Raw genomic sequence first — 14,613 nt, 5'->3', positions numbered from 1 at the left:
TCCTTCAGCGTCGACTACGGACGTGACCGGCACATCAGCCGGTCGATCACTCCGTTAGTTCGGGGTTACAAGCTTGCTTGCGCCCTGGCGTGCGGCATCGAAGCGTTGCTGGACGTCGGCCCAGTTGACGATGTTCCAGATGGCATCGACGTAGTCGGCCTTGACGTTCTGGTAGTCCAGGTAGAAGGCGTGTTCCCACATATCCAGCATGAACAATGGGATGGTGGCCACGGGGATGCCGTTTTGCTGGTCGTAGAACTGTTCGATGACCAGGTTGCCACCGATGGGTTCGTAGGCCAGAATGGCCCAGCCGGAACCCTGGATACCCAGTGCTGCGGCGGTGAACTGGGCGCGGAAGTTATCGAAGGAACCGAAGTACTCGTCGATGGCTGAAGCCAGCTCACCGGTCGGTTTGTCGCCACCGTCTGGAGACAGGTTGTTCCAGAAGATCGAGTGGTTGGTGTGTCCACCCAAGTTGAAGGCCAGGTCCTTGGTCAACTGGTTGATGTTCCCAAAGTCACCGGCTTCGCGAGCAGCTTCGAGTTTTTCCAGCGCGGTGTTAGCACCGTTGACGTAGGTGTTGTGGTGCTTGGAGTGGTGCAATTCCATGATGCGAGCGGAGATGTGCGGTTCCAGCGCACCGTAATCATAGGACAGTTCTGGCAGCGTATATTTGGCCACGTATTCCTCCTCATAAGATCGGATGGACATCCGAGATGGTTACTGACGTTTAGACATCAGCAAAAATAATTGGTCACCATTTCGCGGTTGACCACTTCTTCTATCTTAGGCAGAGACCCCCGGGGTCGGGTCAAGGCTTGAGCGCTTATCCCCTTTGCGAACACGGGCCGAGAATCAGCTGTGATCTCGCAGTTCGGCCGGGACCGCCTCACGGGTATCGGGGATGCCGAGTTCTTTTGCGCGCTTATCGGCCATCGCCAACAGTCGGCGGATACGACCGGCGATCGCGTCTTTGGTCATGGTTGGTTCGGCCAGACGCCCGAGCTTATCCAACGACGCCTGTTGATGCTCTACTCGCAGCTTGCCGGCATATTCCAAATGAGCTGGCACCTCGTTACCAAGAATCTCTAACGCTCGGGTCACCCGGGCGCTGGCTGCCACGGCAGCTTGTGCGGAGCGGCGTAAGTTGGCGTCGTCGAAGTTTGCCAGTCGATTCGACGGGGACCCAACTTCCTTGGTGGTCTGGCGCTGTTGCCACGTTTTGACGGTTTTGGGTGCGCCCATCACGGTGAGTAGTTTGGTGATGGTCTCTGCGTCGCGCACGATCACGCGATCGGCTTGGCGGACCTCGCGGGCTTTGGCTGTAACACCGAGGCGGCGGGCTGCTCCAACTAGTGCTAGGGCTGCTTCCGGTCCGGGAGCTACCACTTCAAGTGCCGACGAGCGTCCGGGTTCGGTCAGCGCGCCTTGGGTGAGGAACGCTCCGCGCCAAGCGGCTGCCGCGTCTGCGACGGAACCGTTGACCACTGACGGGGGCATGCCGCGAACCGGGCGACCGCGCGGGTCGAGCAGTCCGGTTTTGCGGGCGAGCTCTGCTCCGCCGTCCATGATTCTTAGCACGTAGCGAGTGCCACGGCGAGAGGTGGAACCGTTGAGAGTGATGAGTTCACATTCGGTGCCAAAGGTGTCGCGCAGGGTGGAACGCAGCCGGTAGGCGGTGCCTTCGTGGTCGAGTTCGGTTTCGATGATGAGTCGTCCGGGGAGCAACTGTAAGCCGCCGCCGAACCGCAGGATACCGACCACTTCTGCTAAACGTTCCGACAGGCGCGTTACGGGAACGCGGGCGAGTTCTTCTTTAGCAGTTGCGGTAAGGGCCATGGGGATGTTCACTATTCTTTCTTCGCGCCGAAGCGCTGACGTTTCGTTTTACATTAGGCCGGTACGGTGTCAAAGGCCTCGGAGAAGGCTACCGCAAGCCGTAGCGGGTCGTGGACATTCGGCCGGGATTCATCTTTTACCTTACTAAACACGACGGTCGCACCGAGTTTTTCAGCCGCCTGACAGAATTCTTCGCGATGCCCGTCGGTGACCACAGTTGGGTCAGCGATGATGGCGTCAATCCGAAGTTGGGGCGCATAGTAGTGCAACACGTTCAAGTGTTCTGCAGCGGTCATCCCTACAGTTTCGGTGGTCGATGGCTGGAGGTTCATGACCAAACAGCGTTTGGCTGGTGTGTTGACTAGGGCGTCACGTTGTTCGGCTAACAGCAAGTGCGGCAGGACCGAGGTGTACCACGAGCCGGGCCCAAGGATGACCCAATCGGCCGCATCGATCGCGTCGAGTGCTTGCGGGGTTGCCGGAGCGTCAGGAGGTGAGAGCTCAATGTGGCTGACTCGACCCGCGGCGGCAACTTTAGCTAACGACGCCTGGCCGGTTACTTGACGGCGCGTCAGACTGCCATCTTCACTGCTGCCCAGCACGGTCCCGGAAATCGTCATCGGGGTCGTCGACATCGGTAGCACAACGCCGCGGGCGCCCAACAGGGCTCCCGCCCAGGCCAGACCGTCGACCGGATCGTCTAGCAATTCCCATAGCGCGACGATGAGCAGATTGCCCAACGCATGATTATTGAGCGTGCCGGGATCGCCGTTTTCGGTCGAGGTGTGAAAGCGGTGTTGCATCGTATCGCGCCAGGTGCGACCCCAGTCAGTGTCGTCACACAGCGCAGCCAAGGCCATGCGCAAATCGCCCGGCGGGATGACATCCATTTCCTGCCGGATGACCCCCGAGGAGCCGCCATCGTCAGCGACGGTGACCACCGCGGTGATTTCACCGGAGATCAACCGAAGCGCTGACAGCGTCGCATAGAGTCCGTGGCCGCCCCCAAGGGCGGTAACGGTAAGGTTGGGTGAATAATGACCAATTGTGGCGCGTTCAGGACGGTTAATGGGCGTCAGCGGAAGCTGCCCGGTGAAATGCATACTCATTCGCGCCCCATATCACGGTGGCTAATCCGCACACGGACACCCGGGTAGGCTTCGAGACGTTTCGCGATTTCTTGGGTGATCGCAACCGAACGGTGCTTGCCGCCGGTGCATCCGAACGCCAAGGTGGCGTAGTGCTTATTTTCGGCCCGGTACCCCTCGATGACGGGTTTCATCATCTCAACGTAATTCTCGATGAAGGCTTGTACCCCGTCTTGTTCCAGCACGTATTCGGCTACCGGTTGATCCGTGCCGGTGTATGGCCGCAGCGCCGGAACCCAATGCGGGTTAGGGATAAAGCGCACGTCGGCGATGTAATTGGAGTCCTGGGGCACTCCGTATTTGAACCCAAACGAGATGACGTTCAACCGGATCACAATCGGGCCGGACTCGGTGAACAGTTCAGTGGTCGCGGTCGTGAGGTCGTGAACATTGAAATCGGACGTATCAAGCAGCATTTCGGCGTGTTCGCGCAACTGTGCGATCAGCTCACGTTCGGCGGCGATGCCGTCAAGAATCGAGCCGTCACCTTGCAACGGGTGTGGCCGACGGAGCGTTTCGAAGCGTCGGACGAGTACATCGTCGGAGGCATCCAAGAAGAGCACGCGCAGCTCGGCGCCATCGGTTTTCAGTTGGGCCATGGCTTCTTGCAGAGATTCGAAGAATTCTTTGGACCGCACGTCCACGACCAGTGCGAGTTTCAGCGGCGTATCGGGGTTTTTGCCGATGAGCTGGGCCATGGTGGAGAACAGTTGTGGAGGGAGGTTATCGACCACGTACCACCCGAGATCTTCGAGCGAATGGGCGGCTGTGGTACGTCCTGCGCCCGACATGCCGGTAATGATCAATACTTCGGCTGTATCGGGCTTGACCGGTTCGAATTCGGAGCTCATGGTTGTAGCTTACCTTGTTCCTTTGCTGTGGAATCTTCGGACAATGTATCGGCTATGGTCTGGGCGAGTTTGGGTCCGATGCCAGAAACTGCCTGCAATTCTTCTACTGAGGCCGATCGAATTTTCTTCAATGACCCGAAGTGTTTTAGTAGGTCTTGGCGGCGTCGCTCCCCGAGGCCGGGGACCGTATCTAGGACTGAGTTGATCATGGATTTGGAGCGCTTGGCGCGGTGTGCTTGGATCGCAAACCGGTGGGATTCATCGCGCAGCCGTTGTAATAGATAGAGTCCCTGGGAGGTGCGTGGCAGAATCATCGGGAACTCATCGCCGGGTATCCATAACTCTTCGAGACGTTTGGCCAGCCCGACCACGGGGACATCATCGACCCCAAGGTTCAGCAGGGCCTGTTGGGCTGCGTTGACCTGCGCCAGTCCCCCATCCACCACAACCAGTGACGGTGGGTACGAGAATTTGCGCTGCTCTTCGGCGGTGGCGGCGTCATCGGGTTCCAATTCGCCAGAGAGCACCAGTGGGGCATCAGATTGTTCGCGCAGATAGTTTTTGAACCGCCGGGTCAGCACATCGTCCATGGCCGCGGTGTCATCGCGTGCGGCTTCGCCGGTGACGTTGAATTTTCGGTAGTCGCGCTTCTTGGGCAGACCATCTTCGAAAACCACCATGGAACCGACCACATTGGTGCCTTGCACATGCGAAATGTCAAAGGCTTCGATTCGCAACAGCGGCTGGTCGAGTTCAAGGGCTTCTTGCAGTTCCCGCAGCGCGGCCGATCGGGCGGTAATGTCCCCCGAGCGTCGTGATTTATGCAATCGCAGAGCACCATCGGCGTTTTCTTGGACGGTTTCCATGAGCTGACGTTTCGTGCCGCGCTGGGGAACCCGCAGATCCACGTGGGCACCGCGTCGTTGCGTCATCCAGGTTTCAACTTCGTCGGCGTTTGTGGGCAGCGCGGGCACGAGTACTTCGCGCGGGATACGTTCGCTGTCTTCCATGTCGCCATAGACCTGGAGCAGCAGCTGTTCGACGAGTTGGGACTTGGTCGTGTCGTCGACTTTTTCGACGACCCAGCCGCGTTGGCCCCGGATCCTGCCGTTGCGCACGTGGAATACCTGGAACGCCGCTTCGAGCTCGTCTTCGGCGAATGCGAAGATATCGGCTTCGGTACTTTCTGGCAGGACCACGGCGTTGCGTTCGAAAACCTTTTTCAGTGCTTCGATATCGTCGCGGTAGCGCCCGGCATCTTCATAACGCAGTTCACGAACAGCCTGGTGCATTTGTTCTTCGAGCTCGCGTAGATAGGGCCGCACATCGCCGTTCATAAATGCCACGAAGTCCTCGGCGAGTGCGTAGTGATCCTCTTGGGAAATCCGCCCCACGCACGGGGCCGCGCACTTATCGATGTAGCCCATCAGACAGGGGCGGTTGGCACGCTGGGCTCGGCGGAACACCCCGGCAGAACAGGTTCGCACGGGAAACACCCGCAGCATGCGGTCGACGGTTTCGCGGATGGCCTTGGCCGGGTAGAACGGTCCGAAGTATTTAACACCTTTGCGGCGGTCGCCGCGCATGACCATCACACGGGGGTATTTTTCGTTCATCGTGACCGCAAGATACGGGTAGGTCTTGTCGTCGCGGTACATGATGTTGAACCGCGGAGTGAATTCTTTGATCCAGGTGTATTCCAGTTGGATGGCTTCTTGTTCGGAAGCCACCACGGTCCATTCCACTGCGGCTGCGGTGTGCACCATGGTGCGAGTCTTGGGCGGCAGCGTATTCGGATTGACGAAGTACGAACTCAGGCGGGAGCGCAGATTATTGGCTTTGCCGACGTAGATAATACGGCCGTGCGCATCTTTGAACCGATATACCCCGGGGTCGGTGGGGATGTCGGAGGATTTTGGCCGGTAGGAGGCTGGATCAGCCAAGGTGGGTTGGTCTCCTTAGACGGTTAGGAGGCCGTTTCGTCTGGCCTCTTATTATATGCGTCCACGCGTTCTTGTTCGGTGAGCTCCGCGATCTTTTCCATGATGAGGTCGGTGGTTTTGCGCCGAATCGGCAACCCGTGTTTGGGGCCCATCTTTTCAACGTGGATGGGTTCACCCACGCGCAGCTCAAATTTTCGCGGGACGATCACGCTTTTCCCTGGAGGTTGCAGCCGGTCGGTGCCGATCAGCCCGACCGGAACCACGGGTGCTCCGGTGGTCAGGGCTAACCAGCCGACTCCAGTGCGACCTCGGTACAGGCGACCATCACGGGATCGCGTGCCTTCCGGGTAGATGCCCACGCCGTCGCCGGCTTCAATAAAATCCACCAACTGGTTCAGCGCGTTCACGGAGGCGGATTGGTCGCCGCGTTCGACGGGAATCGAACCGACGGCATCAAAAAATCCGCTCATGACTTTGCCCTTGAGTCCGGGCTGGGTCCAGTAGTCGGCTTTAGCGAAAAACCGGACCATGCGTGGCAGCAGTGCCTGAATGATGACCGAGTCCAGAAAGGAGAGATGGTTGCTGGCAACGATGAAGCCACCGGTTTGTGGGACGTGCTCAAACCCTGTGGTGTCAGGGCGTGCTGTGAGCCGAATCAGGGTCCGCACACTGGTGCGTACCATCCCAGTTTCACCGATTGCCATAATTTCCCTCCCTGCCCCTGTGGGCAGTGTCTTGGATGTGGACTCATTGATTCTACAACGTTATGCGTTCAGCACTTCCGCTAAGAACCGGCCGGTATGGCTGGCTTCCACTTCCGCGACCTCTTCGGGAGTCCCGGTGGCGACAATCAAGCCACCGCCGGAGCCGCCCTCGGGGCCAAGGTCAATGACCCAGTCGGCGGATTTGACGACATCGAGGTTGTGTTCGATGGTGATGACGGTGTTACCTTTTTCGACCAACCGGTTCAGCACGATGAGCAGTTTCCGGATGTCTTCGAAGTGTAGCCCGGTGGTCGGTTCATCGAGGACGTAGACGGACTTGCCGGTGGCACGCCGCTGCAGCTCGGTGGCCAGTTTCACGCGCTGGGCTTCCCCACCCGATAAGGTCGTGGCGGGTTGGCCGAGGCGAACATAGCCCAGCCCCACGTCCACTAGCGTGTCGAGGTGTCGGGCAATGCGCTGATACGGGGCGAAGAACTCGGCGGCCTCATCGATCGGCATCTCAAGGACCTCGGAGATGTTTTTGCCCTTGTATTCAACTTCCAAGGTTTCGCGGTTATACCGTGCCCCATGACAGACTTCGCATGGCACATACACATCGGGCAGGAAGTTCATCTCGATTTTCAGGGTGCCGTCACCGGCGCAGGCTTCACAGCGTCCGCCTTTGACGTTGAAGGAAAACCGGCCGGCCTTATAACCGCGGACCTTTGCCTCTTGGGTGTCGGCGAACAGGTTCCGGATGTGATCAAATACCCCGGTGTAGGTTGCCGCATTTGATCTCGGGGTCCGGCCGATTGGTGACTGGTCGACGTGGACAACCTTGTCGAGGTGTTCCAACCCGTGGACGCGGCGGTGACGTCCGGGCACATGCCGGGCGTGATTGAGTTCATTGGCCATGACTTTGTAAAGGATCTCGTTGACCAGGGTCGATTTCCCGGACCCCGAGACGCCGGTCACGGCCGTGAAGACACCCAGCGGGAACTTGACCGAAACGTTGTCGAGGTTATTTTCTCGAGCCCCTACGACTTCGAGCTGCCGGTTCTTGTCAATGGGACGACGCTTGGGTGGGATCGGGATCGCTTTACGACCCGACAGGTAGTCGCCGGTCAGCGAGTTGGTGTTGTCGAGCAGGCCTTGGACCGAGCCCGAGTGGACAATGTGCCCGCCCTTTTCGCCGGCATCGGGACCGATATCGACGATCCAGTCTGCTTCGGCGATGGTTTCTTCATCGTGTTCGACCACAATCAGGGTATTACCCAGATCCCGTAACCGGTGCAGGGTTTCGATCAGGCGGCGGTTGTCACGCTGATGCAGCCCGATGGAAGGCTCATCGAGGACATATAACACGCCGACCAGACCCGACCCGATCTGGGTCGCCAACCGGATACGCTGTGCCTCGCCACCCGACAGGGTGCCGGCGGGGCGCTCCAAATTCAAGTAGTCCAGGCCCACGTCCAACAGGAACTGCAGGCGGGCATTAATTTCGATCAGTACTTGATCGGCGATCTTAGCGTCGCGTTCCGAGAGTTCGAGTTCTCGCATGAAGGTGATGCTGTCATCCATGGGCATCGCGGAGACCTCGGCGATGGACTTGCCACCGACCAGGACCGACAGGGACGTCGGGTTCAGTCGCGTTCCCCCACAGGCCGGGCATGCGACTTCGCGCATATACGACCGGTAACGGTCGCGTGCCTGATCGGATTCGGCCTCATCGTGTTTCCGCTTGACGTAGTCGATGACCCCCTCAAAACCGGTGGTGTAGCGACGTTCGCGGCCCCACCGGTTGCGGTAGGAGACTTTGACCTTGAAGTCTTTGCCGTGCAGTAAGGCTTTCTTGGCGGTCTTGGACAGCTTCTTGAACGGGGTGTCCATTGAGAAGCCGACTTCGTCGGCCAGACCGGACATTAACCGTTGCCAGTATTCTCGGGTCCGTTTGCCGATATCCCAGGGTGCGATTGCGCCCTCGGCCAGCGACTGGTCCGGATCCGGGACGAGGAGTTCTTCATCAACTTGGAGTTGGGAACCGATACCGGTACACGTCGGGCATGCGCCAAAGGGGTTGTTAAAGGAAAAGGAGCGCGGTTCGATTTCGTCAATGTTGAGCACGTGACCGTTGGGGCACGACAGCTTTTCCGAAAACGACCGGTACTTGGCGCGTCCATCGGCATCAACCGCATTCCATTCGCCGGTGTTGCGGGCCTCCGGGTCGATCTGTGCGTCCACGTCGACAAAGTCGACCACCACGACACCTTCGGCCAGTTCCAAGGCCGTTTCGACGGAGTCGGTCAGACGCTGCCGGATGCCGTCGCGGATAACCAGTCGGTCTACGACCACGGCGATATTGTGTTTGATCTGCTTTTGGAGTTTCGGCGGATCCGACAGCTGGACCTGTTCCCCGTCGACGATGGCACGGGAGAAGCCTTGAGTGGACAGATCGGCGAAGAGGTCTACGAATTCGCCCTTACGTCCGCGCACCACCGGTGCTAACACCTGGAAGCGGGTGCGCTCTTCGAGCTCGAGGAGCTGGTCAACGATCTGCTGCGGTGTCTGGTTCGCGGCGGGTTCGCCACATTCAGGACAATGCGGCACGCCGATACGAGCCCACAACAGGCGCATGTAGTCATGGATCTCGGTGATGGTGCCGACGGTCGACCGGGGGTTTTTCGATGTCGATTTCTGGTCAATTGAGACCGCCGGGGACAGTCCCTCGATGAAGTCGACCGAGGGCTTATCGACCCGGCCCAGAAACATCCGCGCGTACGAGGATAAGGATTCAATGTAGCGGCGCTGGCCTTCGGCAAAGATCGTGTCAAAGGCCAGGGAAGATTTCCCGGAACCGGACAGCCCGGTGAAGACAACGAAGGCGTCTCTCGGGATGCGCAGATTCACATTTTTGAGGTTATGTTCACGGGCCCCTTGGACCACGATCTGTTTTGGGTCGTGGTTGGTAGCCGTGGCATTTGCGGATGGTGTCTGCGCGGCCAGGCTATTGGGGTGTTGTTGGCTTTGTGAGCCGTCAACGTTTTGTGTGGTGGTCAAGTACTCAGTCCCTCGAGTCAAAAAGACAGTAGAAAACTAGACTCCCAGAATAGTTCAATTCTGGTTGAAGATCGGATTTGCCGAAGAAACCGGCCCTAGTCTTCGCCTAAAGCTAAGGAAACTGAATTCCTATGGGCTATTCGCAACAATCCGACAGAACGTGTAAATTAGCGGTCATGTCCAAAACGTCGCCAACTATCGGTCCCATTAAGGTCTTGTTTGACCTGCCTCAGGTCACGATCCGTACACGCTCCGTGTCCGAAATGAATAACAACGTGTACCTGATTACCTCCAAAACCACCGGTGCTCAGGTGCTCATCGATGCTGCCGATGAACCGGATGCCATCATGGAGCTGGTTGCCTCAGCCGCCGCTGATACCCCGTGCGATTTGGATCTGGTCTCGGTGATCACCACGCACGAGCACTGGGATCACATCCGCGCCCTGCCAGAGGTCGTGGAACGGACCAAGGTACCCACCTCAGCTGGTGCCCCCGACGCCGAAGCGATTCGTGAGGCCACGGGCATTGCGGCCAAAGTGGAGCTAAAACACGGCGATAAGGCACAGTTTCCCGGAATCGAATTGGACGTTATTGGACTGCGCGGTCACACCCCGGGTTCCGTCGCCTTGGTGTATGTGCCCAACGGCGACGAACCGACCATTATTTTTTCGGGCGATTCACTGTTCCCCGGCGGCGTCGGCAATACCTGGGACGATCCGCAACGTTTTGACTCGCTACTAACCGATGTGACCGAACGCGTTTTTGCCGTCTACGACGACGACACTGTCGTACTGCCCGGCCACGGTGGCTCGACCATCTTGGGCCATGAACGGCCACACTTGGACGAATGGCGCCAGCGCGGCTGGTAGTTCTTGCTGCGCGCCGGCACCTGCCCGGCTAGATAAAATAATCCAGTTCTTTATGCCCGACGACGAAGATGCGTCGGAACGGGTACACGGTGACTTCTTGGCCATCCGGACCGGTATAGGGCGGATAGGCGGCGAGCATCTCAGCCTTGTACCGCAGCACGAAGGCATCGTGGAGTGTGGTGACGTGGGTCGCATCGTGCTCCGCCAGCTTTTGTAACACGGGCCGCAGTGCAGCACCTTTGACCCAGTCGAAGACCGGATCGGGGCCCGTGAGCACCTGGTGATAGGTTGTTTCCCACACGTTGGGACGGAAGCTGTGTTCCAGCAGCATCCGAGTATATTCTTCCACCGAGTGCACCGACTCACCGGTGTACGCTGCGTCCTTGGCAACCGAAAACTTCTCTTCAGCGGCGAGCTCTCCGATGTACTGATGAGAACGCGCCACGCTGTTGCCCGGGACCTGCATCGCAAACCATGCCCCCGGTTTCAGGGATTCCAGCCATCCGCTAATAATATCGATGTGATTGGGTAGCCACTGGAACATCGCATTGGACACGATCACATCGGTATCGGCCGGGGGCATCCACGTGCCGGCCTCTTGCTGGGCAAATGACACGTTAGCCCACGCGTCATCGTCACGGTTGGCCACCATGTGCTGGGCATCTTCGATCATCTCCGCTGACGCGTCATACCCGGTGATCTCAGCCTCGGGCCAGCGTTGGGCGAGTGTGACGGTCATATTGCCGGGACCACACCCCATATCGAAGACTTTCTGCGGCGCCTCCAGTTGGATGGCATTGGTCAGGTCGACAAACGGGCGCGCGCGGTGACCGGCGAAGTGGGCATATTGGGCAGGATCCCAGACAAAGTTTTCCATAGCCCAAGCCTAAACCGCCCCCTGTGGGGGCTGACAGGTCAGCGTTATGAATCGCAATCTTCGTCCAGCCGGGCATTACCCGTCGGGGTACTAGGATGGATCAGGTGCAACTGACTGATTTTATTCCTGATCCTGACCACGGCGAAGAGCTCGAGCCGGTATTACTCTATGACCGGTTTGTCGAATGGACCGGCCACCGCGGTATTGAGCTGTACCCCGCCCAAGATGAGGCGGTCACCGAACTGGCCGACGGCAAAAACGTCATCATGGCAACCCCGACCGGGTCGGGCAAATCGATGGTTGCACTCGCAGCGCACTTCTATGCGCTCGCCAACGGGCAAACCAGCTACTACACTGCTCCGATCAAAGCCTTGGTCTCGGAAAAGTTTTTCGATCTGATCGAGATTTTTGGTGCCGAGCACGTCGGGATGGTCACCGGGGACTCGGCGATTAACCCGGATGCGCCCATTATCTGTTGCACCGCCGAAATTCTGGCGATTCATGCGCTACGGGAGGGATCCGGACTCGAGGTCGGGCCCGTGGTGATGGATGAGTTCCACTTCTACTCGGACCCGCAGCGCGGCTGGGCCTGGCAAGTCCCCCTGCTGGAGCTGCCGCAGGCCCAGTTCGTGTTGATGTCGGCCACTCTGGGGGATACCAGTTTCTTCGAGACCTCACTGACAGAGCGCACCGGGCGGAAGACCGTGACGGTATCGTCTGCGACCCGGCCCATTCCACTGTACTTTGAGTACTCGGAAGTCCCGGTGCAACAGCAGGTCGAGACCCTCGTGACCTCTGAGCTCTCCCCGGTGTACATCGTGCATTTTTCACAACTTGATGCCGTCGAACAGGCCACAAATCTGGCCTCGATCTCGGTGACGTCCCGGGCCGAGAAGGATCGCATCGCCGAGCTGATTCGTGACTTCCGGTTTAGTTCAGGCTTCGGCAAGACGCTCAACCGGTTGATCCGCCAGGGCATCGGGGTCCACCACGCCGGGATGTTGCCCAAATACCGCCGACTGGTAGAGCGACTAGCCCAAGAGGGCTTACTGAAGGTCATCGCCGGAACGGACACGCTGGGGGTGGGCATTAATGTCCCGATCCGCACGGTACTGATCACTGCGCTGTCGAAGTTTGACGGCACCAAACAGCGCCACCTCAACGCCCGGGAATTTCATCAAATCGCCGGTCGTGCCGGACGCGCTGGTTTCGATACGGCCGGCACGGTGGTGGTCCAAGCACCCGAACACGTGATCGAAAATCAGTTGGCCGACGCCAAGGCAGCCGAAAAATTCGCCGCGATTAAAAACGACGAGGAACGAGCTCGCCGGATTGCACAATCCTCGAAATCGCAACCGAAAAAATCCCCGCCCAAGGGGTTCGTGTCCTGGTCCAAGGCCACCTTCGAAAAGCTTGTCGCAGCCGAACCCGAGCCGATGGTCTCGCGCATGCGCATCACCCATTCGATCCTGCTCAACATCCTGGCCCGGCCGGGTAACCCGGTAACCTCGGTGCGCCGGATGATCCTACGCTCGGCCGAAACCAAAGCATCCAAGGCCGCACTGCAACGTCGGGCGCTAGGCATCCTGCGAGAATTGCTGGTCACCGACGTCGTCGTGGTCAATGACCAGCCCGACGAGTGGGGCAATCGGCTGGAACTCACGGTCGAGCTGCAAGCCGATTTCGCACTGAATCAGCCGCTAAGCCCGTTTGCGTTGGCGGCGTTTGAGCTGCTCGACACCGACTCCCCCACCTACGCGGTGGATATGGTCTCGATCATCGAAGCCACCCTGGAAGCACCTCGCCAGGTACTCACCGCCCAGTTGCGCAAAGTTCGGGATGAGGAAATGACGCGGATGCGCGCCGATGGGTATGAGTACGCCGAACGGATGAAGGTCCTCGATGAGCTCACCTACCCGCAGCCACTTGCCGAGCTGCTGAGCCAACAATTTGAGATCTACCGGCAGGGCGCCCCATGGTTGACCGAATTCGAATTGCAGCCCAAGTCGGTGGTCCGCGACATGTACGAACGCGCCATGGGCTTCGGCGACTACGTTAACTATTACGGGATTGCCCGCTCCGAGGGCGTGCTACTGCGCTACCTGACCGACGCGGCCAAGGCGCTGCGCCAGACGATTCCCCAGGAGCTGCGCACCGATGAGCTCAACCTGCTCCAAGAGTGGTTGGAAACCATCATCGTCACGACCGACTCCTCGCTGTTGGAAGAGTGGGAACACATGATGGCCGACGACGTCGACCAGTTGATCGCCGACCACGAGTCCATCAGCCCGCCAGAGCCACCGAAACTGACCGACACCATCGGGGTGTTTACCGTGATGCTGCGCAATGCGATGTTCCAGCGTGTGCAGTTCTTTGGCGATGAACAAGAGTCCCGTCTTGAGGCCCTGGACTATCTACCCGACGGCGCAGTGCCGTTTACCTCGGATAACTGGGCCGATGCGCTCGACGACTACTTTGGTACCTACGAAGACCTCGACGATTCACCGGCCGCCCGGGTCCCGGAGTTCTTCCGGGTCGAGAAACACCCTGAACTCACGGCCGCGGAAATGGCCGACGTAGGCGCCGAGGCCGGCGACTACTGGTTGGTCACTCAGGTACTGGTGGACCCCAACGGCAACCATGACTTCGCCATCAACGCCGTCGTGCACTTGAGCGCCTCCAACGACCAGGGCTCACCCGCTGTCACCACCCTGTCCGTCGGCACCCCGCTACTCTAAGTAACGCTACGACCGAGGAGCCTCAACCATGACTGACCCTTCGCTCTCGACAACCGGCGTCGTCCGGGAGGCTGCCCCCGACGATGTGGCCGCCATCCTTGACCTGATTCACCAGTTGGCTGTGTATGAACGCGAGCCCGATGCGGTCGACAACACCGAGCAGCTGTTGCATCAGCATTTATTCGGACCCAATCCGCGCGTATTCTGTCACGTGCTCGATGATGTGGTGGACGGGCAAGTGCAAGTGGCCGGGATCGCCATCTGGTTTGAAACCTATTCGACCTGGGAGGGCGTCCACGGCATCTGGTTGGAGGACCTCTTTGTCATCCCGCAGTTGCGTGGTCGCGGCCACGGGAAAGAGCTGTTGGTACATCTTGCTGAGCTCGCGGTGGCACGCGGGTACGCCCGCTATGAATGCTCGGTGCTCGACTGGAATACCCCGGCCATTGACTTCTATCAGTCGTTAGGTGCCTACCCGATGGACGGCTGGACCACCTACCGGCTTGACGGGGCCGCTCTGCGCGAAGCAGCCCAACGCTAGACTCGAGACACAAGCCACCGTTCGAGCCGTCGTCCAAGGAGCCCAC

General features: G+C 59.1%; 11 protein-coding genes. 3 read left to right on the top strand and 8 right to left on the bottom strand.

What is annotated here, in order from left to right; all coding sequences use genetic code 11:
• Positions 1-54: 54 nt before the first annotated feature.
• The 7 genes from J2S62_RS06840 to uvrA all read right to left on the bottom strand — a co-directional run bounded on the left by J2S62_RS06840 (position 55) and on the right by uvrA (position 9,488).
• Positions 55-681 (bottom strand): superoxide dismutase, encoded by a 627-nt coding sequence (locus tag J2S62_RS06840; RefSeq protein WP_310175764.1) that lies wholly within the window; start codon positions 679-681, stop codon positions 55-57.
• A gap of 174 nt (positions 682-855) precedes the next feature.
• The gene (whiA, locus tag J2S62_RS06835) at positions 856-1,839 is read right to left on the bottom strand and encodes a DNA-binding protein WhiA (RefSeq protein ID WP_310172903.1); all 984 of its coding nucleotides are present in this window, start codon (positions 1,837-1,839) and stop codon (positions 856-858) included.
• Positions 1,840-1,892: 53 nt separating this feature from the next.
• A complete protein-coding gene (locus J2S62_RS06830) occupies positions 1,893-2,948 on the bottom strand; it encodes a gluconeogenesis factor YvcK family protein (protein ID WP_310172899.1) in 1,056 nt (351 codons plus the stop codon).
• Positions 2,945-3,838, bottom strand: coding sequence for an RNase adapter RapZ (gene rapZ / locus J2S62_RS06825; protein WP_310172898.1), 894 nt, complete (start codon positions 3,836-3,838; stop codon positions 2,945-2,947). The genes J2S62_RS06830 and rapZ overlap by 4 nt, the downstream gene beginning before the upstream one ends.
• Entirely contained in the window at positions 3,835-5,781 is a 1,947-nt protein-coding gene (uvrC, locus tag J2S62_RS06820; protein WP_310172895.1) for an excinuclease ABC subunit UvrC, read from the bottom strand. Before uvrC ends, rapZ begins: the two co-directional genes overlap by 4 nt.
• A 23-nt stretch (positions 5,782-5,804) precedes the next feature.
• A complete protein-coding gene (locus J2S62_RS06815) occupies positions 5,805-6,485 on the bottom strand; it encodes a lysophospholipid acyltransferase family protein (RefSeq protein WP_310172893.1) in 681 nt (226 codons plus the stop codon).
• Positions 6,486-6,545: 60 nt separating this feature from the next.
• Positions 6,546-9,488 (bottom strand): excinuclease ABC subunit UvrA, encoded by a 2,943-nt coding sequence (gene uvrA, locus J2S62_RS06810; protein ID WP_310175761.1) that lies wholly within the window; start codon positions 9,486-9,488, stop codon positions 6,546-6,548.
• Between the two features lie 230 nt (positions 9,489-9,718).
• Between uvrA and J2S62_RS06805 the strand changes: the two genes are divergently transcribed.
• Entirely contained in the window at positions 9,719-10,411 is a 693-nt protein-coding gene (locus tag J2S62_RS06805) for an MBL fold metallo-hydrolase (protein ID WP_310172891.1), read from the top strand.
• Positions 10,412-10,439: 28 nt separating this feature from the next.
• Here the strand turns inward: J2S62_RS06805 and J2S62_RS06800 are convergent, their stop codons facing one another.
• On the bottom strand, positions 10,440-11,288 hold the full coding sequence (locus J2S62_RS06800) for a methyltransferase domain-containing protein (protein WP_310172889.1): 849 nt from the start codon (positions 11,286-11,288) through the stop codon (positions 10,440-10,442).
• 95 nt (positions 11,289-11,383) lie between these two features.
• On the opposite strand from J2S62_RS06800, the gene J2S62_RS06795 reads away from it, so the two are divergent.
• Positions 11,384-14,026, top strand: a complete 2,643-nt coding sequence (locus J2S62_RS06795; RefSeq protein WP_310172887.1) for a DEAD/DEAH box helicase — start codon at positions 11,384-11,386, stop codon at positions 14,024-14,026.
• Between the two features lie 28 nt (positions 14,027-14,054).
• Positions 14,055-14,567, top strand: a complete 513-nt coding sequence (locus J2S62_RS06790; protein WP_310172885.1) for a GNAT family N-acetyltransferase — start codon at positions 14,055-14,057, stop codon at positions 14,565-14,567.
• Positions 14,568-14,613 lie beyond the last annotated feature (46 nt).

This window comes from Enteractinococcus fodinae (assembly GCF_031458395.1).
Lineage (GTDB): Bacteria > Actinomycetota > Actinomycetes > Actinomycetales > Micrococcaceae > Yaniella > Yaniella fodinae.
This window is presented reverse-complemented; position numbering and strand designations above follow the sequence as displayed.

What these genes read in the sequence shown, in the direction of transcription:
- whiA (WP_310172903.1), bottom strand. Translation starts at nt 1,839, where the DNA reads ATGGCCCTTACCGCAACTGCTAAAGAAGAACTCGCCCGCGTTCCCGTA.
- J2S62_RS06830 (WP_310172899.1), bottom strand. Translation starts at nt 2,948, where the DNA reads ATGAGTATGCATTTCACCGGGCAGCTTCCGCTGACGCCCATTAACCGT.
- rapZ (WP_310172898.1), bottom strand. Translation starts at nt 3,838, where the DNA reads ATGAGCTCCGAATTCGAACCGGTCAAGCCCGATACAGCCGAAGTATTG.
- J2S62_RS06815 (WP_310172893.1), bottom strand. Translation starts at nt 6,485, where the DNA reads ATGGCAATCGGTGAAACTGGGATGGTACGCACCAGTGTGCGGACCCTG.
- J2S62_RS06805 (WP_310172891.1), top strand. Translation starts at nt 9,719, where the DNA reads ATGTCCAAAACGTCGCCAACTATCGGTCCCATTAAGGTCTTGTTTGAC.
- J2S62_RS06800 (WP_310172889.1), bottom strand. Translation starts at nt 11,288, where the DNA reads ATGGAAAACTTTGTCTGGGATCCTGCCCAATATGCCCACTTCGCCGGT.
- J2S62_RS06795 (WP_310172887.1), top strand. Translation starts at nt 11,384, where the DNA reads ATGGATCAGGTGCAACTGACTGATTTTATTCCTGATCCTGACCACGGC.
- J2S62_RS06790 (WP_310172885.1), top strand. Translation starts at nt 14,055, where the DNA reads ATGACTGACCCTTCGCTCTCGACAACCGGCGTCGTCCGGGAGGCTGCC.